The following is a 23373-nucleotide window of genomic DNA, read 5'->3' as shown; positions in this document are numbered from 1 at the left end:
TGCTCGGCCGACCACGCTCCCCAGAACCACCCTGAACCACCCTCATCCGAAAGGCTTGACGTTGAGCACCGAAGCGTATGTGTACGACGCGATCCGCACGCCGCGCGGTCGCGGCAAGGCCAACGGCGCCCTGCACGGGACCAAGCCGATCGACCTCGTCGTCGGCCTGATCCACGAGATCCAGGCGCGCTTCCCGGGCCTGGACCCGGCCGTCATCGACGACATCGTGCTCGGCGTCGTCGGCCCGGTCGGCGACCAGGGCTCCGACATCGCCCGCATCGCGGCGATCGCCGCCGGGCTGCCCGACACGGTCGCCGGCGTACAGGAGAACCGCTTCTGCGCCTCCGGTCTCGAAGCGGTCAACATGGCTGCCATGAAGGTCCGTTCGGGCTGGGAGGACCTGGTCCTCGCGGGTGGCGTCGAGTCCATGTCGCGCGTCCCGATGGCCTCCGACGGCGGCGCCTGGTTCGCCGACCCGATGACCAACTTCGACACCAACTTCGCCCCGCAGGGCATCGGCGCCGACCTCATCGCCACCGTCGAGGGCTACTCGCGCCGCGACGTCGACGAGTACGCGGAAATGTCCCAGGAGCGGGCCGCCGAGGCGTGGAAGGACGGCCGGTTCGCGCGGTCCGTCGTCCCCGTCAAGGACCGCAACGGCCTCGTCGTCCTCGACCACGACGAGCACATGCGCCCGGGCACCACCGCGGACTCGCTCGCGGGCCTCAAGCCCTCGTTCGCCGCGATCGGCGAGATGGGCGGCTTCGACGCGGTGGCCCTGCAGAAGTACCACTGGGTCGAGGAGATCAACCACGTCCACCACGCGGGCAACTCCTCGGGAATCGTGGACGGTTCGGCCCTCGTCGCCATCGGCTCCAAGGCCGTCGGCGAGCGCTACGGGATGACCCCGCGGGCCCGCATCGTCTCCGCGGCCGTCTCCGGCTCCGAGCCCACCATCATGCTGACCGGCCCCGCGCCCGCCACCCGCAAGGCGCTCGCCAAGGCCGGCCTGACCATCGACGACATCGACCTCGTCGAGATCAACGAGGCCTTCGCCGCGGTCGTGCTGCGCTTCGTCAAGGACATGGGCCTCAGCCTCGACAAGGTCAACGTCAACGGCGGCGCCATCGCCATGGGCCACCCGCTCGGCGCGACCGGCGCGATGATCCTGGGCACCCTCGTCGACGAGCTGGAGCGCCGCGACCTGCGCTACGGGCTCGCCACGCTGTGCGTCGGCGGCGGCATGGGCATCGCCACCGTCGTCGAGCGTCTCTGACCGTCCCTCCCGGCCACCCTCATACGGAGAATCCGAGCCATGACCGAAAGCACCACCATCCGCTGGGAACAGGACGAGACCGGCGTCGTCACCCTCGTACTCGACGACCCCAACCAGTCCGCCAACACCATGAACCAGGCCTTCAAGGACTCCATCGAGGCCATCGCGGACCGCGCCGAGGCCGCTCTTTCCGAGAACCAGGACTCCATCCGGGGCATCATCTACACCTCCGCGAAGAAGACCTTCTTCGCGGGCGGCGACCTCAAGGACATGATCCAGGTCGGCCCCGAACTCGCCCAGCAGGCCTTCGACACCGGCACCGCCATCAAGCGGTCGCTGCGCCGCATCGAGACCCTGGGCAAGCCGGTCGTCGCCGCCATCAACGGCGCGGCCCTGGGCGGCGGTTACGAGATCGCGCTCGCCTCCCACCACCGCGTCGCGCTCGACGCACCCGGCTCCAAGATCGGCCTGCCCGAGGTCACGCTCGGCCTGCTCCCGGCGGGCGGCGGCGTGACTCGCACCGTACGCCTCATGGGCATCACGGACGCCCTGCTCAAGGTGCTCCTCCAGGGCACCCAGTACTCCCCGCGGCGCGCCCTGGAGAACGGCCTCGTCCACGAAGTGGCCGCCACGCGCGAGGAGATGATCGCCAAGGCGCGCGCGTTCATCGACGCGCACCCCGAGTCCCAGCAGCCCTGGGACGTCAAGGGCTACAAGATCCCGGGCGGCACGCCGTCGAACCCGCGCTTCGCCGCGAACCTCCCCGCGTTCCCGGCCAACCTGAAGAAGCAGCTCCAGGGCGCGCCCTATCCGGCGCCGCGCAACATCCTGGCGGCCGCCGTCGAGGGCTCCCAGGTCGACTTCGAGACCGCTCTCACCATCGAGGCCCGGTACTTCACCGAGCTGGTCACCGGGCAGACCTCGAAGAACATGATCCAGGCGTTCTTCTTCGACCTCCAGGCCGTCAACTCCGGTGTCAGCCGCCCCCAGGGCATCGAGCCGCGTCCCGTCCGCAAGGTCGCGGTCCTCGGCGCCGGAATGATGGGCGCGGGCATCGCGTACTCCTGCGCGCGGGCCGGCATCGAGGTCGTCCTGAAGGACGTGTCCCTCGAAGCCGCCCAGAAGGGCAAGGCGTACTCCGAGAAGCTCCTCGCGAAAGCGCTCTCACGCGGGCGTACCGCCGAGGCCGAGCGCGACGCGCTGCTCGCCCTGATCACGCCCACTGCCGACCCGCAGGCCCTTGCGGGCTGCGACGCCGTCATCGAGGCGGTCTTCGAGGACACCGCTCTCAAGCACAAGGTGTTCCAGGAGATCCAGGACATCGTCGAGCCGGACGCGCTCCTGTGCTCCAACACCTCGACGCTGCCCATCACCGGCCTCGCCGAGGGCGTCTCGCGCCAGGCCGACTTCATCGGCCTGCACTTCTTCTCGCCGGTCGACAAGATGCCGCTGGTCGAGATCATCAAGGGTGAGCGCACCGGTGACGAGGCGCTGGCCCGCGCCTTCGACCTCGTACGCCAGATCAAGAAGACGCCGATCGTCGTGAACGACTCGCGGGGCTTCTTCACCTCCCGCGTGATCGGCCACTTCATCAACGAGGGCGTGGCGATGGTCGGCGAGGGCATCGAGCCCGCGTCCATCGAGCAGGCGGCGGGCCAGGCCGGCTACCCGGCCAAGGTCCTGTCCCTGATGGACGAGCTGACCCTGACCCTGCCGCGCAAGATCCGCAACGAGACGAAGCGCGCGATCGAGGAAGCGGGCGGCGTCTGGCCCGGCCACCCCTCGGACGCGGTCATCGACCGCATGGTCGACGAGTTCGGCCGCACCGGCCGCAGCGGCGGTGCCGGGTTCTACGAGTACGGCGAGGACGGCAAGCGGGGCAAGCTGTGGCCGGGCCTGCGCGAGCACTTCACGAAGCCGGGTCATGAGATCCCGTTCGAGGACATGAAGGAGCGGATGCTCTTCTCGGAGTCCCTGGACACCGTCCGCCTCTTCGAGGAGGGCGTCCTCACCTCCGTCGCCGACGCCAACATCGGCTCGATCATGGGCATCGGCTTCCCGGCCTGGACCGGCGGCGTCATCCAGTACATCAACGGGTACGAGGGCGGCCTGCCCGGCTTCGTGGCCCGCGCCCGTGAGCTCGCCGAGCGTTACGGAGAGCGCTTCCAGCCGCCGGCCCTGCTCGTGGAGAAGGCGGAGAGGGGCGAGAAGTTCCAGGACGCGTAAGCGCTCCGCGGGGGTGGGTGGGAGGGCTGGCTTCATCCGCGGGCCGGTGGGGGCTGGTCGCGCAGTTCCCCGCGCCCCTTCGGGGCACGTAGCCAAGGGAGCTCACCCGTGCGGGGGCGCCCCGGGGACTCACTCCCCGGGGCGCCCGTCCACCGGGCCGAACGCCGCCCTCAGCTCCTCCTTCAGCGACCGTTGGAAGGCGGTGACGAGCGCCTGGAGCACCATCGGCTGCATGTGCGCGGACAGCGACTTCATCGCCTCGACGTGATCGGGGTCCGACTCCCGCTCCCGGTACGGGTTCCAGACCTCGTCGCGGAAGAGCCGGGTCAGCTCGTGCGCGGCCGAGCGGGTGTGTTCCATGAGCACCGTACGGGCCGCCAGGATCGTCTCGTGCGCGATCGGTACGTCCAGGAGCTGGACGCCCAGCGCGAGGAGCCCGGGGTCGACGCGGAAGGTGTCGGGGGACCCCGGTATCCGCTCCAGGACGTTCATCGCGGCGAGCCGGTCGATGTCGTCGTCGGACAGCGGACGCCCGGCCCGCCGCTCCAGTTCCGCGCGGCTCGCGTCGTCCGCCGAGTCGGGCGCCCAGGAGGCGACCACGGCCCGGTGGATGGCGAGATCATGAGCGCTCAGGTCGGCCGGCAGCTGCTGGAGATAGCGCTCGATCGCGGCCAGCGTCATCCCGTGGTGCTGCAACTCCTCGATGAGCGCGAGCCGGGAGAGGTGGGCGGGCCCGTAGTGCCCGACCCGGCGCGGCCCGATCGCGGGCGGCGGGAGCAGCCCCCGGGTGCCGTAGAACCGGATGGTCCGCACGGTGACCCCGGCCCGCGCGGCCAGCTCGTCAACCGTGAGTGTCGGCTCCTCGGTCTCCGTCGCCATGGCAGTGCCTCGCCTCCCCGGTGTCCTCGGACGCCCTGATATGCGTCCGATCCGGTGTAACAGTATTGCTGTCTCACCGATAGGTGCATAGGGACCATGGGGGATACCGGCAGGACACGGGAAAGTGCCCCTCGCCTGGCAAAAAATACGTAGTGCGCTGCTGTCGCATAGGCCTGTCCGCCTGTGTGAGGAGATCCGCGATGCCCGCCCCCGATGAACCCCGCCGATCGCTCTGGGTGGCCGAGGACGTATGGAAGGACGCCGACCGGCGCGCCAACGCCGACGGTCTGCCGATCGCCCGCACGCTGGCTCTCCTCTTCGAGGGCTACGCCAGCGGCCGCATCACGGAACTCGGTTCCGAAGGCGCGGGCAAGCGGAAGGCGCGCTCGGGCTACTGCGCCGAGAAGACGTGGAAGGCCGCGGACAAGCGCCGGGCCAAAACGGACGCGGCCCGCAGCATGGGCATGCTCGCCGAACTCCTCCTGTCCGCCTACGCCTCCCGACGGCTGCACCTCGTGCAGACCTTCGTGACCAGCACGGAACTGGAACACATGACCAGGAACGAGACCGACCCGGCGACCGGCACGATCGCCCTCATCGCCGCCGACTGACCCGCTCGCCGTTACGAAGGGAACGCTGCTCGTGAACAGCACCGCTCACCTCGACGGGCCGGAGGCCATCTCGCCCATGCCCGAGAGGAACCCCAAGGCCCTCCGCGCCGCCATCGCCGCCCACGCACCGAAATTGCTGGTCGACTTCGACCGGCACTGGCGCCGGGACATCGCCGACGCCTACGACCTTGCTCCGGTCCCCGCCTTCATGGCCCGCTGGTGGGGTGAATACGCCCTCGCCCGCGACCCGAAGACCGAAGCCAGGGTTCACGCCCTGGAGGACGAGGCCGGCGCCGAAGCCGACTTCACCCGCGCCAAAGCGCTCATCGAAGAAGCCGGACAGATCCGACGCGAGGCAGCAGAGGCGAAGCCAGGTCAATGACCGACGACTTCATGGGGCCGCCCTGGCAGGCCGACTGGACCAAGTCAGCCGAAGACAACAGGGCCGGTCTTCCCGAAGAAGCCCGCGCCTTGGCCGACACCGCCCGCGCCGAACTTGTCACCGCACCCGACCCGTATTTCCGGGGCATCGACACCGACCGCGATCTACGGCCGGAATGAGCGTCGAACCCGTGCAGTCCACGCGCCCGGCCGGTGCCCACGTCCTCTACTTCGACCATGGGCGCGGATGGCTGCGACTACTTCACACCCCGAACCACCGACCCGCAGATCGTCATTGACCAGTGCGTCTGGCAGTAGCCCCGGCCCGCCGGAGGGTGCCGGTCGGCCAGGGTTGCCGGGGGACCCGTCGGCTACGGCGTGCGACCCGCCTGGAGCGGGTAGTGGTCGCTGAGGTTCGTGTACGTGTAGTCCTTGCCCCAACTGCTCACCGTCCAGGGCGTCGTGGACTCCTTCACCACGTTGTTGTTCCAGCCGGACGGGCGCGCGTGACCCGCGAGGTGGAGGACGTAGTCCAGGTCCTCTTTCGGGTCGGTGGGGTAGCGGTAGTGGGCGATCGAGTTCTCGGCGGTGTCGAAGGAGTACGGGTGCCCAGTCCGCGAATCGGCGCCCACCAGGCCGCCATTGGCGAGCATCGAGGCGTACTCGGAGCCGTGCGAGTCCACGTTCAGGTCGCCCGCGACCATCACCTCCTCGCTCGCCGGGATGTTCTTCGCGTCGAGGAAGGACTTGATCGCCTTGAACTGGAGGGCCCGGTCCTTGACCGCCTCGCCCGTGCCACACCCGGAGTCCGTCGACTGGGTGTGAGTGCCGACGACGTGCACCTTGGTGCCGTTCACGTCCAACACGGCGTAGACGAAGCCCTTGTTGGAGTACCAGTCGGAGCCGCAGGCGTCCTTGTAGACGTACTGCTCCTTGCGCAGGATCGGCCACTTGCTGAGCAGGGTGACGCCGCCGTCCTCGGGGGTGGTCGAGGAGTACGCCCCGCCGGTCGCGTCCCAGCCGTCCTTGCCGCGGCCCACGACGGGGGTCTGGTAGGGGTACTGGGCGGAGGCGTTCCGCTTCAGCGCGTCCGAGGCGGAGTTGTCGAAGGCCTCCTGGAGTACGACGACGTCGTTGCCCTGGAAGAACGGGGCGGCGGGTATCGCCTGGGCCCGGTGGCCCTGGCCCCAGTTCGGGTACAGGTTCTGGCTCATCAGGAAGGTGTTGTACGTCAGCACCTTCAGCCGGGGCGGCTCGGCTGCGGCAGCGGGAGCGGGGGTGGCCGCCGCCAGCGTGACGGCAGCGAGCGCGGCGGCGAGGGCCGCCCCGGGGGCCTTGCGGAGCGAGGGGTGCGGCACGTGAACTCCTGTGTCTGGAGTGGGTATTTGGACTGGCGCGCACATCAAAGCAGCTGCGGTTACCTAGAGGTAACCTCCGTGCGCCCACTGTCTTACCCCTGCCGTACGATCAGGCGTACGAACGCTCGTGCAGCACTGGCCACGGGCGCGTACGCGAGAGAAGGTGCCAAGGCGTGAAGCTTCTCCCCATGAATGTGGGCCCCCTCAATCCCACGGTGCCCGATCTCCTGATCGGTCTGGCCCTCTTCCTGCTCTGCTTCTGGATCATGGCGGGTGTGCTGCTGCCCCGCATCAAGCGGACGCTGGAGCAGCGCGAGGCTCTCACGACGGGCCGCTCGCGCGAGGCCGAAGCCCTCCTCGCCGAGGCCGCCGAGGTGCGATCGCGGTACGAGGCGGAGCTCGCCGGGGCGCGGCACGAGGCGGCCCGCATCAGGCAGCAGGCCAAGGAGGAGGGCGCGGCGGCGATAGCCGCGGCCCGCGCCGAGGGCAACCGTGAGCGCGAGGAGATCCTCGCCGCCGGCACCGCGCGGATAGCCACCGCCCGCGCGGCCGCTGAGGTCGAACTACGCCCGTACGTCGAGGAGTTGGCCGCGGAACTGGCCGGCCGCATCCTCGGCGAGCCGATCCCGACCCCGGCCGACCGCTGAGCCGATCCGCGGAGCGCCCCTGGCGAGACGGCTTCGCCGGGGGTGCGGGCGGGCTGCGCCTGATGTGCGGCCCTGTGGCCTTGGCGGGAGGGTGCTCCGGGGCACGTCGGGGGCGGCGGTGACTTCGCCAGGGCCAGAGTCAGGCCCCGGGCTAGGTCCCGGGCTAGGGGCAAGCCCCGGGCCAGGGGGGCAGGTCTAGGGAGGGACCTATGTGCCGCAGCGATTGCGGCAGAGCTGCGCTCTTGAGCCCCTGAGCGCGGCAGTGGCTTCAGCAGGCCTGCTCCCTGGATGGACCCTCCGTGCCGCCGTGACCTGGGGGATTGCATACTGGAATCCCTACAAACACGGCAGTGCACCACAGGCCCGTCAGCCCCAGGGAGCCCAGAACCATGAGCCGCCGCGACGCCGCTCCCGTGCCACCCCCGCCCGGCGGCGTGCTGTGGAGTCTGGCCGGAGACATCAGGATGCTCCTCACTCTGCCCGCGGCGCTCACCCTGCAGGTCGCGCACCCCGCGGTCGGCGCGGGCGTGGACGAGTACTCGGTGTTCCGCACCGACCCGTGGGGCCGCGGAGAGCGCTCGCTGCGTTCGCTCCAGCTCTGGGTGTACGGAGGCGAGCAGGCGGCCGAGGAGGGGCGCCGGCTCCGGGAGCTCCACAAGACCATCCAGGGCACGGACGCCACCGGCCGCCGCTACCACGCGCTCACCCCCGCCTACTACGCGTGGGTGCACGCCACCGGATACCCCGTCTACGCACACGCCCAGCAGTACATCGGCCGCCCCTTCACCGACGCCCAGCACCGCAAGCTGTACGCGGAGTGGCTCCAGGTCGGCCGGATCCTCGGGATCAACGACCGGGACATGCCAGGCACCATCGAGGAGTTCTGGCCCTACTACCGCAAGGTCCTCGCCGACGAGATACGTACCAACGCCGTCGTCGAGGAACTCGTCGCCACCGACCGCCCCGTCCCGGCCCCCGACCGTGGCCCGCTGCTCCTGCGGCTCCTCCTGAGAGGGCTCTGGCCGGTGCTGTTGCCGCCCCTCGCGCGCTTCCGCCGCTTCCTCACCATCGGCTTCCTGCCGCCGGACGCGCGCGAGGCGATCGGCCTCGACTGGACGGACGAGCAGGAGCGGAAGCTGCGCCGCTTCGGCCGGGTGGTGCGCGCGGTCGTGCCGGTCCTGCCCGAGCGACTGCGCTACCTCCCGCTCGCCCGCCGGGCGAGGGCGGAGTTCAGGCACTCAGCTCGCTCATGAAGCAGCCCGCGCCGCAGGCCCGCTTTTGGAACCCAGGGCTCTCAGGTCCAGGGCTCTCACACCCAGGGCCTCAGGCCGAGGCGCGTCGGACCAAGACCGTCGGGGTGATCACCGAGGCGGGCGGGGACACCTCGGCGCCGCCCTGGTCGAGCCCGCGCAGCAGCAGCCGCGCCATCAGCCTGCCCATCTCCTCGACCTCCTGGCGCACGGTCGTCAGCGGCGGATCGGTGGCCTCCGCGACCGAGGCCATGTCGTCGAATCCGACCAGCGCGACATCCTCCGGCACGCGCCGACCGCGCTCCCGCAGCACCCGCAGGGCGCCCGAGGCCATCAGGTCGTTGCCGGCGAACACGCCGTCCAAGTCCGGGCGGCGCGCGAGGAGTTCGGCCATGGCGCGGGCCCCGCTCTCGGCGGTGAACGCGCCTTCCACCACCAGCGCCGGATCGGCTTCCGGGAGTACGTCGCGGTACCCGTCGAGGCGGTCGGTCGAAGCGGTCTGATCCAGCGGACCGGCGATATGGGCGATGCGCTTGCGCCCGAGGGAGAGCAGATGCCGCACGGCCTCACGCGCGCCACCCCGGTTGTCGGCATCGACGTACGGAACGGCCGTCGGAAATCCGGGCCGGCCACCGAAGACCGTCAGCATGCCTGCGCCGCGGGTGATCGCGGGCAGCGGGTCCTCGTCGTGCAACGAGAAGGCGAGCGCTCCATCGACATGACCCCCCGTCAGATAGCGGGAGATCCGCCCGTAGTCGTCCGGTCCTTCGACGAGCAGCAACACCAACTGGGTGTCATAGGCGGCCAGTTCCTTGCTGATGCCGCGAATCTGCTGAGAGAAGAAGGGGTCGGTGAAGAACCGGGTCTCCGGCTCGGCGACGATCACGGCGACCGCGCCGGTCCTCCGGGTGACGAGTGAACGGGCCGCCTGATTGGGGATGTAGCCCAGTTCCTCCACCGCCTGGCGCACCTTGTCGACCAAGGGCGGCCGCACCCCCGTGCCGCCGTTGACGACCCGCGACGCGGTGGCCCGCGACACCCCGGCCCGCGCCGCGACGGCCTCAAGCGTGGGCCGCACCCCGAAGTACTGCTCGGTCAAGGCAGGTTCTCCTCATCGGCGGATCGTCAACGACCCCTCGGCGGAACTGCGTTGCCGGGCAGCGTATCGGGTGCTCGAACCTCTGTGGAGAGAGCGCTCTCAGCGTTTCACGACGGGAAGCGCTGGCCCCGCCCTCGTGCCGTGAGAGCGCTCTCGGCGCTTCACGGCTCGAAGCCCCTAGTCCCGCCCCATTCTGTGAGAGCGCTCTCGGCGCCCCCCCCAGTGACCCAAGAGCCAGGGCGGACGGGCTCAAGGGATCCGCCGATCCGCCTGATCCGCCCGATCTGGCGGGTCCCTCCGCCTCGTCCACCCCGGCTCGCCTGGTCATCTCGGTCTGGTCACCTCAGTGCTGGTCACCTCAGTGCTGGTCGTGCACCGAGTGCGATGCGGCGATCTGCTTCCACGACTTGGGCTCCACCGGCTTGGCCTGCCTGGCCTGCTCGCCCTGCTTGGCCGACGGGGACGCTGTGACCCCGGCTCGCGGGCCGAACCGGGCCTTCGCCGCAGCCGAGTTGGACGGCTTCGCCGGCTGGAAGAGCCAGGTGTCGAAGAGCTCTGCCAGCGGCTTGCCCGAGATCTTCTCGGCGTACTTCACGAAGTCGCCCACCGCCGCGTTGCCGTAGGCGTGCTCGGTCGGCCAGCCCTTGAGGATCTTGAAGAAGGACGCGTCGCCGACCGTGTTGCGCAGCGCCTGGAGGGCCACGGCGCCGCGGTCGTAGACGGCTCCGTCGAACTGCTTGTCCGGGCCCGGGTCGCCCGGCTTCACCGTCCAGAACGGGTCGTCGGCCGGGTGCTGCGAGTACACCCAGTCCGCCAACTCCTGCGCGGTGCCGTTACCCTCCTTCTCCGACCAGAGCCACTGGGCGTACGACGCGAAGCCCTCGTTGTCCCAGATGTCCTTCCAGCCCTTGACCGAGACGTCGTCGCCGTACCACTGGTGCGCCAACTCATGAACGACCACGGACACGTTGGAGCCGTTGGCGAACTGCGCCGGGCTGTAGAACGGTCGTGTCTGCGTTTCGAGGGCGAAGTGGGTCGGCACGTTCGGTACGTAGCCGCCGACCGCGTTGAAGGGGTATGTGCCGAAGACGCTTTCCAGCCACTCCGTGACGTCCTTCGAGCGCTCGATGCTGGCGCGCGCGGCGTCGCCGTTGTCGCCCAGGTCCTTGCTGTACGCGTTGAGGACCGGCAGCCCGCTCGCGGTCTTGTCGGTGGTGATGTCGAACTTGCCCACCGCGAGCGTCGTCAGGTAGGAGGCCTGCGGTTTGTTGGAGCGCCAGTTGTAGGTCGTCCAGCCCAGCTTCGAACTCTGCGACTGCAGAACTCCGTTGCTGATCGCCTGGGTGCCGTCGGGAACCTTGACCGACACGTCGTACGTTGCCTTGTCCAGCGGGTGGTCGTTGGAGGGGAACCACCACACCGCCGAGTCCGGCTCCTGGGCCGCCACTCCGCCGTCCGGAGTGCGCTGCCAGGCCGTCCAGCCGTCGACCTTCAGCTCGGAGGGCTTGCCCGCGTACTTCACGACCACGGTGATGGACTTGCCCTTGGGCAGCGGCGTGGCCGGAGTGATCTCCAGCTCGTGGCTGCCCGACGTGGCGAACGTGGCCTTGGTGCCGTTCACCCGCACTTCGCTGACGGCGAGTCCGAAGTCCAGGTTGAAGCGGGAGAGGTCCTGCTGGGTGGTGGCGAGCAGCGTGGCCGTGCCCTCCAACAGGTCGGTGGCGGGCTGGTACCTGAGCTTCAGGTCGTAGTGCGAGACGTCGTAGCCGCCGTTGCCGCTGGCCGGGTAGTAGGGGTCGCCGATGCCCGGGGCGCCCGGAGTGAAGTCCGCGGCCGATGCCGGGATCACCAGCAGAAGGGAGGCGGCGAGCACGCTCGGGGCGATGATTTTGCGGTGCACAAAAAGCTCCAAGTCGTCATGGTCGTCGTGGGGTGAACGAGGGTGAACGATCTCTTCGGACCCTATTCAGCCCCGGCCGTCCCAGTCATGTCCATGGCTCCTCCTGTCACACGATCGCCATTCGGCCGACATGTTGACTTGTGCGGCTTCGTTGGCTTAAGTGCCTCGACTGCCCTCTTTTGCGTGGGAGTTGACCGGAGTACCTTCCGCCCCATGCCGATACGCGCGCGGGGCACCCGCCACAGGTCAAGATCCCTCGGATCCCTCAGATCGCTCGTCCTCGCGGCCGTGGCCGCCCTGGCGGCGGTGCTCCTCGCCCCGGCGGGCGCCCAGGCGGCCCATGCCGGGGAAAGCCAGCCGGTCTACTCGTACGAGAACGCGATACGCGAGGCCGTCTGGGTCGACACCGGCCTGGACGGCGACGGGGACGGGAAGAACGACCGGGTCGCGGTCGACATCGTCCGGCCGCGCGAACCGGCCCAGCAGGGCCGCAAGATCCCGGTCATCATGGACGCCAGCCCCTACTACTCGTGCTGCGGCCGCGGCAACGAGAGCCAGCTCAAGACGTACGACGCCCACGGCAACGTCGTGCAGATGCCGCTGTTCTACGACAACTACTTCGTGCCGCGCGGCTACGCCTTCGTCGGCGTGGACCTGGCCGGAACCAATCGCTCGGACGGCTGCGTCGACGTCGGCGGACGCTCCGATGTCCTGTCCGCGAAGGCGGTCGTCGACTGGTTGAACGGCCGGGCCCGCGCCTACACGACACGTACCGGCACGCAGCGCGCCACCGCCGGATGGACCAACGGCCGCACCGGCATGATCGGCAAGAGCTGGGACGGCACCATCGCCAACGGGGTCGCCGCCACCGGCGTCGAGGGCCTCAGGACGATCGTGCCGATCAGCGCGATCTCGTCCTGGTACGACTACTACTTCGCCAAGGGCGCGGCGCTCTACGACGGGGGTCCGGCCGAGCTCGCAGGCTACGTCGACAGCCCGGACGCCCGGGCCCGCTGCGCCGCGGCGCAGCAGAAGCTCGTCGACGGATCCCCGCGCAACGGGGACTGGACGAAGCTGTGGACCGACCGGAACTACGTGAGCCACGCCGACGACGTGACGGCCAGCGTCTTCGTGGTGCACGGCATGCAGGACCTCAACGTGCGGACGAAGAACTTCGGCCAGTGGTGGGACGCGCTCGCCAAGAACGGGGTCGAGCGGAAGATCTGGCTGTCGCAGACGGGCCACGTCGACCCGTTCGACTACCGGCGCGGCGCATGGGTGGACACCCTCCACCAGTGGTTCGACCACTACCTGCTCGGCTACGACAACGGCATCGAGCGCCGGCCCATGGCCGACATCGAGCGCCACCCCGACCAGTGGAGCACCGACAAGGCGTGGCCGCCGTCCGGCACCGCCGCGACCGTGGTGCATCCGGTGAGCGGCCCGGCTCCGGGTGTCGGCGGGCTCTCGCTGAAGTCCGCTCCGGCCGGAACCACCTCCACGTTCACCGACAACCCGGCCCTGGACGAGACGAGTTGGGCAGCGGCGATCGACAAGTCCACCCCCGACAAGGCAGGTTTCGCCACCCAGCCGCTCACCAAGGACCTGCGGGTGTCCGGCTCGTCCCGGGTGACCGTCACTACGACACCCACCACCAGCAGCGCCCACCTCTCGGCGGTCCTCGTCGACCTCGGGCCCGACACGGTCCGCAACTACGCCGGGTCGGGCGAAGGCATCCTGACCGGCACCGACCGCACCTGCTGGGGCGCGAGCACGGCCGGTGACAGCTCCTGCTACCTGACGACGTCGGCCGACAGGACCGACGTCGGATACACCGTCTTCAGCCGCGGCTGGGCCGACCTCGGCCACTACGCCTCCGCCACCAAGGGCGTCCCGCTCACGCCCGGCAAGCCGTACACCATCACGCTCGACCTGGCCGCCACCGACCACGTCGTACCGGCCGGGCACCGACTCGCGCTGATCGTCGCGGGCACCGACAATGGCCTCATCGAGCCTCCGACGAGCAAGCCGACGCTCACCGTGGACCTCGCGCGAACGGGCGCCACGGTGCCGTTCGTCGGTGGTGCCGGAGCGTTCGTACGGGCCACGTCCGGTACGCACGCACAGCTCGGCGGCCCTTCGGCGGCGCCCAAGGGCGTTCCGGTTCCGCGCATGACGCAGCGGCTGCCCGGGGACGTGCCCCGGTGAAGGCGCGTCTGGTGGCGCTCGGGGTGACGGCGGCCGCGCTCGCCGTCCCCCTGGCGACCGCGCCCGCCGAGGCTCGCCCCACCGAGCCCCGCACCGGCTTCGAGACCAGTGACGGGGCACGCTGGACCGGCCAGCCCGAGGAGCAGGCATTCCTCGCCGCCGTCGACCGGCTCAGCGAGCGGACCTCGGTGCGCCGGATCGGCACCACCCGCCAGGGCCGCCCGTTGCAGGAGGTGCGCATCGGCGGCCGGCACACGTCCAGCACCGTACTTCTCGTGTGCGGCCAGCACGGCAACGAACCCTCAGGCCGCGAGGCCTGCCTCACCACGGTCCGCGACCTCGCTCTGACCAAGGACCGGGCCACGCTCCGCTTCCTGGAGCGCACCACCGTCCTGGTCATCCCGACCGCCAACCCGGACGGCCGGGCCGCCGACACCCGCGAGAACTCCGAAGGCGCCGACATCAACCGCGATCACATCGCGCTGAAGACGGCCGAGGCGCGGGCCACCGCGTCGGTCCTGCGGGATGAACACCCCGATGTCGTCTACGACTTGCACGAGTACGGCGCCACCCCCAAGTACTACGACAAGGACCTGTTCGACCTCTGGCCGCGCAACCTCAACACCTACCCGAAGGTGCACGAGGAGGCGCGGACGCTGTCCGGCGACTACGTCCGCGACGCCGCGCGGGACGCGGGCTACCGCACAGGCACCTACGGCATCTGGACCGACCCGGTCACCGGCGACCCCGTCAAGCAGGTCGCCGGTGACGGCCAGGAGCGGATCCTGCGCAACACGGCGGGCATCAAGCACGCCGTCGCCCTGCTCATCGAGAGCCGGGTGGATCCGATGACGGACGAGGAGAAGGCCGACCCGGCCGTCAACAACCGGCGCCGCGTCCAGTCCCAACTGACCGGACTCGGCGGCCTGTTCGACTTCGTGACGGATCGCCGAGGAAGCGTCGAGGCGGCCACGGGCGCGGCGCGCGTCGCCGGATACCGCGACCGGGGGCCCGTCTATCTCGGCGGCGCCGACAACACGTCGCCGACTCCCGCCGAGGTCCTCCGCGACCCGCCGTGCGGCTACCGCCTGAACCCCGCCCAGTACGGCCAGGTCAAGGAGCAACTCACCCTGCACGGCGTCCAGTTGAAGCGCACCGCCGACGGGGGAGCCTTCGTTCCGCTGCGCCAGTCGCTGCGCGCCCTGGTGCCGCTGCTGCTCGACGGTCGCGCCCAGTACCGCCTGACGGCCGCCGAGCCCGTCGAACGCTGCTGAATCAGCCGGAGGGGGTCGTGGCGAGTGCCGCGGCCTCCTCCGCGCACCCCCACGCGACCGTCACTCCGGCTCCGCCGTGCCCGTAGTTGTGCACCAACACCCCGCCCCGGGCGGTGAGTCGACGCTCGACCCGCACGCCCGTGTCGCGTACCGGACGCAACCCCACGCGGTGGGCCAGTACCGGCGCGTCCGCGATCTCGGGGTGGATCCGCGCACAGCGCGCGATGATCCGCTCGGCCGTCGCCGGGTCGGGCGCCAGGTTCCAGTCGTCCTCCTGTGCGGTGCCGCCGAGGAGCAGCCCGTACGGCTGGGGCATGAAGTAGGTCGACTCCTCGCCGGCGTCCTCCACCGCGGTGTACCAGTCGCGGATCCCCGGGTTCTCGACCACCACCAACTGGCCCCGAACGGGCCGTACTTGGGGGTCCGGTATGAGGGCACGTGCCCCGAGTCCGGTGCAGTTGACCACGAGCGGCGCGTCCGGGAGGCGGTCGACGGCGTGCGCCTCGACGGTTCCGCCGGCGTCGGCGAGCCGCTGTTCGAGCCAGCTCAGGTGTGTCGGCATGTCGATCAGCGGAAGCCTGGCCCGCAGTCCCTCCGGGGCCTGGCGGAGCCCGGGCACCTGAGCCGCCCACGGCCCGAGACCGTCGAGCCGCGCCCCGGCGTGCAGCCCCTCGACCAGGCGCACCCCGGTCTCCTGCGGCTTGAGGGCCAGCTCCTCGTACACCCGCAGCGAGGCGAGCGACCAGTCGCCCACCCGTTCCTCGGGCTCGATGCGGTACGGCCACCACAGCCCGCCCGCCACGGCCGACGTCGACTCGCGCGACGGCTCCCGGCACCACACGCGTACCCGGCGGCCCGACTCCGCCAGGACGATCGCCGTCGTCAACCCGATGACCCCGCCGCCCACCACGATCACATCGCTGCTCATGCCCGGACGGTAGCCCATGCGCTCGATCCGTCGGCCGCGCCCTGCCTCACGCGGACCGGGCAGCCGAGCGGCGCGGCCGAGGAAGGTCAGCGGGGCAAGCCCCCTGCCCGCGTCCCGAGATCCCGCAGTGCCTCCTCCAGGGCTCGCAGCACCGGAGCGGGCTCCTCGCGCAAGTAGAAGTGCCCGCCCGGGAATTGACGTACCGTCACACCAGCGGTGGTGTGCTGCCGCCAGGCTTCGAGCTGCTCGCGCGGGTGGTCGTCGCTGCCGCCGAACAGGGTGATCGGCACGGGCAGCGGCTCCGTCTCCCGCCAGGTGTACGTCTCCAGAACGCGGTAGTCGTCCCGCAGCGCGCCGACGACCAGCTCGCGCAGCTCCGCCGAGTCCAGGACCTCCTGCGGGATGCCGCCGTGGATCTCCGCGACGCGTTCGATGAGCTCGTCGTCGGGCAGGTGGTGCAGCGGATCGTCGACGCGCACGTGGCGCAGGTGCGGTGCCGGATAGCCGGACAGGACCAGCCGGGCGGGCAGCGGCCGGCCCGCCTCGCGCAGGGCGCGCGTGACCTCGTACGCGACGAGGGAGCCCAGGCTGTGCCCGAAGAAGGCGAACGGCGCCGGGCTGAGCGGCACCTCGTCGAGGAACGCCGCCACCAGCGCCTCCATCGAGGCGAACCCGGGCTCGCCGTACCGCGAGCCGCGGCCCGGCAGTTGCACGGCCTGGAACTCGGCGCCCGGCATCTCACGGCCCCAGCGGAGGTACTCCGTGGCCGAGCCGCCCCCGTGCGCGAAGCAGTAGAGCTTGGGGGCGCCGGGGCGCGGCGCCCCGGTGATGAGCCAGCGGGGCGACACGGCGGTGTTCATGGCGTGCAAACCTCCAGGGGGAGCGGGTCGATGCGATGCCGCATGCCGACGAGTCTCGCACCGTGCCCCGCAAGATCCATCCGGTTTTCGCCATCGGGGCTGTGATCCGCGGGGATCTCGGCGGGCGGGCCCTCACCCGGCGGCGCGGGGCGGGATCGGGGCCGGGCCGGGGGACGGCTTAAGATCGGTCACCTCATGACTGCAACTCTCGTCGCCAAGGACCTCGCCGCCGGCCACGGCGACCGCACCCTGTTCGCCGGGCTCGACCTGGTGGTCGCCCCCGGTGACGTCATCGGCCTCGTCGGACCCAACGGCGCGGGCAAGTCCTCCCTGCTCCGTCTGCTCGCCGGACTCGACACCCCCGAACAGGGCGACCTGCGTCTCTCCCCGCCGGGCGCGAGCGTCGGCCACCTCCCGCAGGAGCCCGACCGGCGCCCCGGCGAGACGATCCGTGCCTTCCTCGCCCGGCGCACCGGAGTCGCCGCCGCCCAGGAGACGATGGACGCCGCCACCCAGGCCCTGGTCGACGGAGCCCCCGGCGCCGACGACGCGTACGCCGACAGCCTGGAGCGCTGGCTCGCGCTCGGCGGCGCCGACCTCGACGAGCGGGCCGAGGAGGTCGCCGCGTCCCTCGGCCTGACCACCGGCCTCGACCAGCCGATGACCTCGCTCTCCGGCGGCCAGGCCGCCCGCGCCGGACTCGCCTCGCTGCTCCTGTCCCGCTACGACGTCTTCCTGCTCGACGAGCCGACCAACGACCTCGACCTGGACGGCCTGGAGCGGCTCGAAGCCTTCGTGAAGGGGCTGCGGGCCGGCACGGTCGTCGTCAGCCACGACCGCGAGTTCCTCGCCCGCACCGTCACCAAGGTGCTCGAACTCGACCTCGCCCAGCAGCAGATCAACCTGTACGGCGGCGGCTACGAGGCCTACCTCGAAGAGCGCGCCACCGCCCGCCGCCACGCGCGCGAGGACTTCGAGGAGTACGCGGACAAGCGCTCCGCCCTCGAAGGCCGCGCCCAGATGCAGCGCTCCTGGATGGACAAGGGCGTCAAGAACGCCCGCCGCAAGGCCACCGACAGCGACAAGCTCGGCAAGAAGTTCCGCAGCGAAGCCAGCGAGAAGCAGGCCTCCAAGGCCCGCCAGACCCAGCGCATGATCGAACGCCTCGACGTCGTGGACGAGCCCCGCAAGGAGTGGGAGCTGCGCATGGAGATCGCCGCCGCACCCCGCTCGGGCGCGGTCGTCGCTACGCTGAACGGCGCCGAGGTGCACCGCGAGGGCTTCACCTTCGGACCGGTCTCGCTCCAGATCGACTGGGCCGACCGCGTCGCCATCACCGGCGCCAACGGCTCCGGCAAGTCGACCCTGCTCGCGGCCCTCCTCGGCCGGCTGCCGCTGGACGCCGGCCAGGCCACGCTCGGATCCGGGGTCGTCGTCGGCGAGGTCGACCAGGCGCGCGGCCTGTTCCTGGGCGAGGAATCGCTGCTCGACGCGTTCTGCGCGGCGGTCCCCGACACGGAACCCGCCGAGGTGCGCACCCTGCTCGCCAAGTTCGGGCTCAAGGCGCACCACGTGCTGCGCCCGGCCGGTTCGCTCTCACCGGGCGAGCGCACCCGCGCGGCGCTCGCGCTGCTCCAGGGCCGTGGCGTCAACCTCCTCGTCCTGGACGAGCCGACCAACCACCTGGACCTCCCCGCCATCGAGCAGCTGGAGTCCGCACTCGACTCGTACACCGGCACGCTGCTCCTGGTCACCCACGACCGCCGGATGCTCGACGCCGTCCACACCACACGCCGCCTGGAAGTCGCGGACGGGAAGGTCACCGAGCACTGACACCCTCCCGGGCCGCCGTGCGCGGCGGCTGCGGAGAACCGGGGCGGCCCGGAAGACTCGTCGCAACGCCGAGCCGGTCACGGCGGGCCCGGTCGCCCTGGATAGCTGACCCGCCGTCAATGAGGGGCGGGCGTACGGCAGTTGAGGCCGTCACCGCCCGCCCCTCACCGGTGCCTCAGCGCCCGCCGCGGCCCTTCGGGTCCAGCAGGCCCGCCTTGCGCAGGGCGTCGGCCATCGCGCTGTTCGCGGGAGCCGGTGCCGAGCTGCGGCCCTGGCCGCCCGCCTGACGGCTGCCGCCACGGGCCTCGCCGCCACCACTGCCACGGCGCTGCTGGCCCTGACCCTGCCGCTGCTGCGGGGGCCGGTTGCCCTGACCTTGACCCTGGCTCTGGCCGCCCCGCTCGCCGCGCTCCCGCTTGGGCGCGCCGCCCGGCGCCGACGCGTCGTCGTCGAGCCGCAGGGTCAGCGAGATCCGCTTGCGCGGCACATCGACGTCGAGGACCTTCACCCGGACGATGTCGCCCGGCTTCACCACATCGCGCGGGTCCTTCACGAACGTCTTCGACAGCGCCGAGACGTGCGCCAGCCCGTCCTGGTGCACACCGATGTCGATGAACGCGCCGAACGCCGCCACGTTCGTGACGACGCCCTCAAGGAGCATCCCGGACTCCAGGTCGCCGATCTTCTCGACGCCCTCCTTGAAGGTGGCCGTCTTGAACGCCGGTCGCGGGTCGCGGCCCGGTTTCTCCAGCTCACGCAGGATGTCGGTGACCGTGGGCAGACCGAAGGTCTCGTCCACGAAGTCGTCCGGCCGCAGCGACCGCAGCACCCCCGTGTTGCCGATGAGCGACGCGACCTCGCTGCCCGTCGTCTTCACCATCCGCCGCACCACCGGATATGCCTCGGGGTGCACGCTGGACGCGTCGAGCGGGTCCTCGCCGTCGCGGATCCGCAGGAAGCCCGCGCACTGTTCGTACGCCTTCGGGCCGAGCCGTGCCACGTCCTTCAGAGCCCGGCGCGAGCGGAACGGGCCGTTGGCGTCGCGGTGCGCCACGATGTTCTCGGCGAGGTTCGAGCCGATGCCCGAGACCCGCGAAAGCAGCGGGGCGGAGGCGGTGTTGACGTCGACACCCACGCCGTTCACACAGTCCTCGACCACCGCGTCGAGCGAGCGCGACAGCTTCACCTCTGACAGGTCGTGCTGGTACTGGCCGACGCCGATGGACTTCGGGTCGATCTTCACCAGCTCGGCGAGCGGGTCCTGCAGGCGCCGGGCGATGGAGACCGCGCCGCGCAGCGACACGTCCATGTCCGGGAACTCCTGCGAGGCGAACGCCGAAGCCGAGTACACCGAAGCGCCCGCCTCCGACACCATCACCTTGGCGAGGTTCAACTCCGGGTGTTTGGCGATGAGTTCACCCGCGAGCTTGTCCGTCTCGCGGGACGCCGTGCCGTTGCCGATGGCGATCAGCTCGACCGCGTGCTCCTGGCAGAGCGCTGCCAGCTTGGCCAGCGCCTGGTCCCACTTGTTGGCGGGCACGTGCGGGTAGATCACGTCCGTCGCCACGGCCTTGCCGGTCGCGTCGATGACGGCGACCTTCACGCCCGTACGGAAACCGGGGTCGAGGCCGAGCGTGGCCCGGGTGCCGGCCGGGGCGGCGAGCAGCAGGTCGCGCAGGTTGGAGGCGAAGACGCGGACCGCCTCGTCCTCGGCGGCCGTGCGCAGCCGCAGCCGCAGGTCGATGCCGAGGTGGACGAGGATGCGGGTGCGCCAGGCCCAACGCACCGTGTCGGCAAGCCACTTGTCGCCCGGCCGCCCCCGGTCGGCCACGCCGAAGCGGCGCGCCACCATGTTCTCGTACGTCGAGGGGCCCGGCTCCGCCGACGGCTCCTCGGGCTCCAGGACGAGGTCGAGGACCTCCTCCTTCTCGCCGCGCAGCATCGCGAGCACCCGGTGCGAGGGCAGCGCGGTGAACGGTTCGGTGAAGTCGAAGTAGTCGGCGAACTTGGCGCCCGCCTCCTCCTTGCCGTCCCGCACCTTCGCCGCGAGCCGGCCCTTCGTCCACATGCGCTCGCGCAGCTCGCCGATCAGGTCGGCGTCCTCCGAGAACCGCTCGGCGAGGATGGCCCGGGCGCCCTCCAGGGCGGCCGCCGGATCGGCGACGCCCTTGTCCGCGTCGACGAACGCGGCGGCCGCGGCGAGCGGGTCCACCGACGGGTCGCCGAGCAGACCGTCGGCGAGCGGCTCCAGGCCCGCCTCGCGCGCGATCTGTGCCTTGGTGCGGCGCTTCGGCTTGAAGGGCAGGTAGATGTCCTCCAGGCGGGCCTTGGTGTCGGCGGCCCGGATCTGCGCCTCAAGGGATTCGGTGAGCTTGCCCTGCTCCCGGACGGACTCCAGGACCGCCGTGCGCCGCTCCTCCAGCTCCCGCAGATAGCGCAGCCGCTCCTCAAGGGTGCGCAGCTGGGCATCGTCGAGCATCTCGGTCGCTTCCTTGCGGTAGCGCGCGATGAACGGGACGGTGGACCCGCCGTCGAGCAGCTCGACGGCGGCCTTCACCTGCCGCTCCCGTACGCCGAGTTCCTCGGCGATCCTGCCTTCGATGGACGTCGTCACGTTGCCGTACCGCCTTCTCGCTGAGCCTGAGGCGCCATTGTGGCAGGCGGCACCGACAATCGACGATCAGCCCTTGCCGACGAGGCCGTCCGGGAAGCCGCCCGCCAGGGCCGCCGCCACCAGGAAGCCCTTGGCGAGTTCGGTGAGCCGGGCCACTCCCTGCGCGCCGAGGAGTTCGTAGGGGGCGAGGTCGAGGCGGTCGGTGCGGTCCTCCAGCTCGGCGCGCAGCGCGACGCCGGCCTCGGTCAACTCGCCCTCGCCGTCGAGCAGTCCGCGCTCGCGGAGGCGCCCGGCCGCCGCGTCCCAGTCCGGCTGCTCCCAGCCGCGCGTGGCCATGACCCACTTGCGAACCATGCCCTTGCCGGTCGCGGTGTGGCTGACCAGCGCCTCCAGCGGGTCGAGGTCCAGGTCGAGCAGCGCGGTGAGGTGGCCGTCGCCGCGGTGCTCGCGCAGCAGCGTCGCCGCGTGCCAGTAGGCCAGGTGCGGCTGCTCGGGCACGGGCAGGTCGGCGTGCGCGGCGTACAGGGGCCGGGCGTGCCGGGTGCAGCCCTCGGTGGCGCGCAGCGCGAGCCGGGCGGCCTCCGCCATCTCGTCGGAGGCGATCGCCTCATCGCCGAGCAGTCGGCGCAGCGTGCTGTCGACGGCCCTCAGGCGTGCGGCGAGCACGGCCTCGGGGGAGGCGGTGCGCCACACCGCGGGCAGGTGGCGGGCGATCAGGTCGTGCCGGAAGTTGTAGAACGTCGCCGCGACAACTCCGGGGCCCACGGCCCCCATCGCGGCCGCCCGCCCGGCGAAGTAGGCGGCGCTGCGGTCCTCGACACCGAGCCCGGCGAGCTCCTTGGTGAAGTCCGGCGAGAAGTAGACCGTGGCGTGCAGCGAGTTGAGGGGGCTCTGGCAGTGGCGTCCGGCGAGCGGCGGGAGAGAACTCATACCCGGCACGTTACCGACTGGTCGGTACGCCGTGAAGAGGTGGGTCGGACCCGGTGGAGGATGGCAGGAAAGGTGGGGTGTTCGTCATTGCGGCCATCGCGACCCGGTCCAAGGATGGAGGCATGACGCAGCGCTCCGTCCTGGTCGTCCTGTTCGACGACGTCCAGAGCCTCGATGTGACCGGGCCGGCCGAGGTGTTCGCCGGGGCGGGCCGCGTCCTGGGGGATCCCGGCGCCTACCGGCTGCGCTTCGCCTCGCTCGACGGGACTCCGGCCGGCTCGCACAGCGGGCTGCGGCTCATGGCTGACACCGCGCTCGCGGACGCCGAGCCGGCCGACACCCTGCTCGTCCCCGGCGGCGACGGCACCCGCAACGCCGACCCCGGGCTGCTCGACTGGCTGCGGGTGCACGGCCCCCGCGCCCGGCGCCTGGTCTCCGTGTGCTCGGGCTCGCTGCTGCTCGCCGAGGCCGGGCTGCTCGACGGGCGCCGGGCCACCACGCACTGGGCCTTCTGCGCCCAGATGGCCCGCCGCTACCCGGCGGTCCAGGTCGAACCGGACCCGATCTTCGTGCGGGACGGCAACATCGCCACCTCGGCGGGGGTCACCGCGGGCATCGACCTGGCGCTCGCCCTGGTGGAGGAGGACCACGGCAGGGACACGGCCCTGGCCGTCGCCCGCAACCTGGTGGTGTTCCTGCGCCGCCCGGGCAACCAGGCCCAGTTCAGCGCCCAGCTCGCCGCGCAGACGGCCCGGCGCGAACCGCTGCGCGAACTCCAGCAGTGGATCACCGAGCACCCGGCCGGCGACCTGTCCGTCGAGGCCCTCGCGCAGCGGGCCAGCCTCTCGCCGCGCCACTTCGCCCGCGCCTTCCACGCCGAGACCGGCACGACACCCGGCCGCTACGTCGAGCGCGTCCGCCTGGAACACGCCCGCCGCCTCCTCGAAGAGACCCCGGACGGCGTCCAGGAGGTCTCGCGCGCGGCCGGTTACGGCACCCCGGAGGCGATGCGGCGCGCCTTCGTCAAGGTGCTGGGCACGGCCCCCGCCGAATACCGCCGACGCTTCCGCCCCAGTCCCGCGTAACCCTCCGTAAGAAG

The 23373-nt window shown here is 71.2% G+C and carries 19 protein-coding genes; 11 read left to right on the top strand and 8 right to left on the bottom strand.

All coding sequences use genetic code 11. From position 1 onward, the window contains the following. The first annotated feature begins 61 nt into the window (after positions 1–61). Together ACWC2B_RS07035 and ACWC2B_RS07030 are read left to right on the top strand one after the other, a co-directional pair. Positions 62–1276, top strand: a complete 1215-nt coding sequence (locus ACWC2B_RS07035; RefSeq protein WP_450715408.1) for an acetyl-CoA C-acetyltransferase — start codon at positions 62–64, stop codon at positions 1274–1276. A 39-nt stretch (positions 1277–1315) separates the two neighbouring features. After that, positions 1316–3502: a 3-hydroxyacyl-CoA dehydrogenase NAD-binding domain-containing protein gene (locus ACWC2B_RS07030; RefSeq protein ID WP_450715407.1), complete on the top strand. Its 2187-nt coding sequence runs from the start codon at positions 1316–1318 to the stop codon at positions 3500–3502. 129 nt (positions 3503–3631) lie between these two features. Here ACWC2B_RS07030 and ACWC2B_RS07025 read toward each other — a convergent pair whose 3' ends face one another. Next, positions 3632–4381 (bottom strand): MerR family transcriptional regulator, encoded by a 750-nt coding sequence (locus ACWC2B_RS07025; RefSeq protein ID WP_450715406.1) that lies wholly within the window; start codon positions 4379–4381, stop codon positions 3632–3634. Between the two features lie 200 nt (positions 4382–4581). On the opposite strand from ACWC2B_RS07025, the gene ACWC2B_RS07020 reads away from it, so the two are divergent. The 3 genes from ACWC2B_RS07020 to ACWC2B_RS07010 all read left to right on the top strand — a co-directional run bounded on the left by ACWC2B_RS07020 (position 4582) and on the right by ACWC2B_RS07010 (position 5553). Then, positions 4582–4992: a hypothetical protein gene (locus tag ACWC2B_RS07020; RefSeq protein WP_450715405.1), complete on the top strand. Its 411-nt coding sequence runs from the start codon at positions 4582–4584 to the stop codon at positions 4990–4992. A gap of 76 nt (positions 4993–5068) precedes the next feature. Further along, complete coding sequence (locus ACWC2B_RS07015) at positions 5069–5374, top strand: DUF6247 family protein (RefSeq protein WP_450715569.1); 306 nt, start codon at positions 5069–5071, stop codon at positions 5372–5374. Beyond that, on the top strand, positions 5371–5553 hold the full coding sequence (locus tag ACWC2B_RS07010; protein WP_450715404.1) for a hypothetical protein: 183 nt from the start codon (positions 5371–5373) through the stop codon (positions 5551–5553). Before ACWC2B_RS07015 ends, ACWC2B_RS07010 begins: the two co-directional genes overlap by 4 nt. 191 nt (positions 5554–5744) lie before the next feature. On the opposite strand, the gene sph is transcribed toward ACWC2B_RS07010, so the two are convergent. After that, positions 5745–6731, bottom strand: a complete 987-nt coding sequence (sph, locus tag ACWC2B_RS07005; protein ID WP_450715403.1) for a sphingomyelin phosphodiesterase — start codon at positions 6729–6731, stop codon at positions 5745–5747. 173 nt (positions 6732–6904) lie between these two features. Here sph and ACWC2B_RS07000 point away from each other — a divergent pair, with 173 nt between their 5' ends. Beyond that, the gene (locus ACWC2B_RS07000; RefSeq protein WP_450715402.1) at positions 6905–7378 is read left to right on the top strand and encodes a F0F1 ATP synthase subunit B family protein; all 474 of its coding nucleotides are present in this window, start codon (positions 6905–6907) and stop codon (positions 7376–7378) included. 389 nt (positions 7379–7767) lie between these two features. Next, positions 7768–8631 carry an oxygenase MpaB family protein gene (locus tag ACWC2B_RS06995; protein ID WP_450715401.1) on the top strand — a complete coding sequence of 288 codons (864 nt, stop codon included), beginning with the start codon at positions 7768–7770 and terminating at the stop codon, positions 8629–8631. 70 nt (positions 8632–8701) lie between these two features. Here the strand turns inward: ACWC2B_RS06995 and ACWC2B_RS06990 are convergent, their stop codons facing one another. Both ACWC2B_RS06990 and ACWC2B_RS06985 read right to left on the bottom strand, forming a co-directional pair. Next, on the bottom strand, positions 8702–9727 hold the full coding sequence (locus tag ACWC2B_RS06990) for a LacI family DNA-binding transcriptional regulator (RefSeq protein WP_450715400.1): 1026 nt from the start codon (positions 9725–9727) through the stop codon (positions 8702–8704). A 358-nt stretch (positions 9728–10085) separates the two neighbouring features. Next, complete coding sequence (locus ACWC2B_RS06985) at positions 10086–11627, bottom strand: M1 family metallopeptidase (protein WP_450715568.1); 1542 nt, start codon at positions 11625–11627, stop codon at positions 10086–10088. A 213-nt stretch (positions 11628–11840) separates the two neighbouring features. Here ACWC2B_RS06985 and ACWC2B_RS06980 point away from each other — a divergent pair, with 213 nt between their 5' ends. Together ACWC2B_RS06980 and ACWC2B_RS06975 are read left to right on the top strand one after the other, a co-directional pair. After that, positions 11841–13835, top strand: a complete 1995-nt coding sequence (locus ACWC2B_RS06980) for a Xaa-Pro dipeptidyl-peptidase (RefSeq protein ID WP_450715399.1) — start codon at positions 11841–11843, stop codon at positions 13833–13835. Continuing rightward, a complete protein-coding gene (locus tag ACWC2B_RS06975; RefSeq protein WP_450715398.1) occupies positions 13832–15109 on the top strand; it encodes a M14 family metallopeptidase in 1278 nt (425 codons plus the stop codon). The genes ACWC2B_RS06980 and ACWC2B_RS06975 overlap by 4 nt, the downstream gene beginning before the upstream one ends. A 1-nt stretch (position 15110) precedes the next feature. Here the strand turns inward: ACWC2B_RS06975 and ACWC2B_RS06970 are convergent, their stop codons facing one another. Further along, a complete protein-coding gene (locus tag ACWC2B_RS06970) occupies positions 15111–16037 on the bottom strand; it encodes an FAD-dependent oxidoreductase (protein ID WP_450715397.1) in 927 nt (308 codons plus the stop codon). A gap of 86 nt (positions 16038–16123) precedes the next feature. Further along, positions 16124–16897 (bottom strand): thioesterase II family protein, encoded by a 774-nt coding sequence (locus ACWC2B_RS06965; protein WP_450715396.1) that lies wholly within the window; start codon positions 16895–16897, stop codon positions 16124–16126. 195 nt (positions 16898–17092) lie between these two features. Here ACWC2B_RS06965 and ACWC2B_RS06960 point away from each other — a divergent pair, with 195 nt between their 5' ends. Further along, positions 17093–18730, top strand: a complete 1638-nt coding sequence (locus ACWC2B_RS06960; RefSeq protein WP_450715395.1) for an ABC-F family ATP-binding cassette domain-containing protein — start codon at positions 17093–17095, stop codon at positions 18728–18730. A 175-nt stretch (positions 18731–18905) separates the two neighbouring features. Here ACWC2B_RS06960 and ACWC2B_RS06955 read toward each other — a convergent pair whose 3' ends face one another. Then, positions 18906–21344, bottom strand: coding sequence for a Tex family protein (locus ACWC2B_RS06955; protein ID WP_450715394.1), 2439 nt, complete (start codon positions 21342–21344; stop codon positions 18906–18908). A gap of 66 nt (positions 21345–21410) precedes the next feature. Next, positions 21411–22274 carry an SCO6745 family protein gene (locus ACWC2B_RS06950; RefSeq protein WP_450715393.1) on the bottom strand — a complete coding sequence of 288 codons (864 nt, stop codon included), beginning with the start codon at positions 22272–22274 and terminating at the stop codon, positions 21411–21413. A 122-nt stretch (positions 22275–22396) separates the two neighbouring features. Here ACWC2B_RS06950 and ACWC2B_RS06945 point away from each other — a divergent pair, with 122 nt between their 5' ends. Further along, positions 22397–23359 carry a GlxA family transcriptional regulator gene (locus ACWC2B_RS06945; protein ID WP_450715392.1) on the top strand — a complete coding sequence of 321 codons (963 nt, stop codon included), beginning with the start codon at positions 22397–22399 and terminating at the stop codon, positions 23357–23359. Positions 23360–23373 lie beyond the last annotated feature (14 nt).

The sequence above is a fragment of the Streptomyces sp. NPDC001415 genome (assembly GCF_053597395.1).
Note: the sequence above shows the minus strand (reverse complement) of the source record. Positions and strands in the feature narration are given on the sequence as shown.

Excerpts from the sequence above, each read along its gene's own strand:
- ACWC2B_RS06980 (WP_450715399.1), top strand. The coding sequence starts at position 11,841 with ATGCCGATACGCGCGCGGGGCACCCGCCACAGGTCAAGATCCCTCGGA.
- ACWC2B_RS06960 (WP_450715395.1), top strand. The coding sequence starts at position 17,093 with ATGACTGCAACTCTCGTCGCCAAGGACCTCGCCGCCGGCCACGGCGAC.
- ACWC2B_RS07015 (WP_450715569.1), top strand. The coding sequence starts at position 5,069 with ATGCCCGAGAGGAACCCCAAGGCCCTCCGCGCCGCCATCGCCGCCCAC.
- ACWC2B_RS06995 (WP_450715401.1), top strand. The coding sequence starts at position 7,768 with ATGAGCCGCCGCGACGCCGCTCCCGTGCCACCCCCGCCCGGCGGCGTG.
- ACWC2B_RS06965 (WP_450715396.1), bottom strand. The coding sequence starts at position 16,897 with ATGAACACCGCCGTGTCGCCCCGCTGGCTCATCACCGGGGCGCCGCGC.
- ACWC2B_RS06950 (WP_450715393.1), bottom strand. The coding sequence starts at position 22,274 with ATGAGTTCTCTCCCGCCGCTCGCCGGACGCCACTGCCAGAGCCCCCTC.
- ACWC2B_RS06945 (WP_450715392.1), top strand. The coding sequence starts at position 22,397 with ATGACGCAGCGCTCCGTCCTGGTCGTCCTGTTCGACGACGTCCAGAGC.
- ACWC2B_RS07025 (WP_450715406.1), bottom strand. The coding sequence starts at position 4,381 with ATGGCGACGGAGACCGAGGAGCCGACACTCACGGTTGACGAGCTGGCC.
- ACWC2B_RS07030 (WP_450715407.1), top strand. The coding sequence starts at position 1,316 with ATGACCGAAAGCACCACCATCCGCTGGGAACAGGACGAGACCGGCGTC.
- ACWC2B_RS07020 (WP_450715405.1), top strand. The coding sequence starts at position 4,582 with ATGCCCGCCCCCGATGAACCCCGCCGATCGCTCTGGGTGGCCGAGGAC.
- ACWC2B_RS06970 (WP_450715397.1), bottom strand. The coding sequence starts at position 16,037 with ATGAGCAGCGATGTGATCGTGGTGGGCGGCGGGGTCATCGGGTTGACG.
- ACWC2B_RS07010 (WP_450715404.1), top strand. The coding sequence starts at position 5,371 with ATGACCGACGACTTCATGGGGCCGCCCTGGCAGGCCGACTGGACCAAG.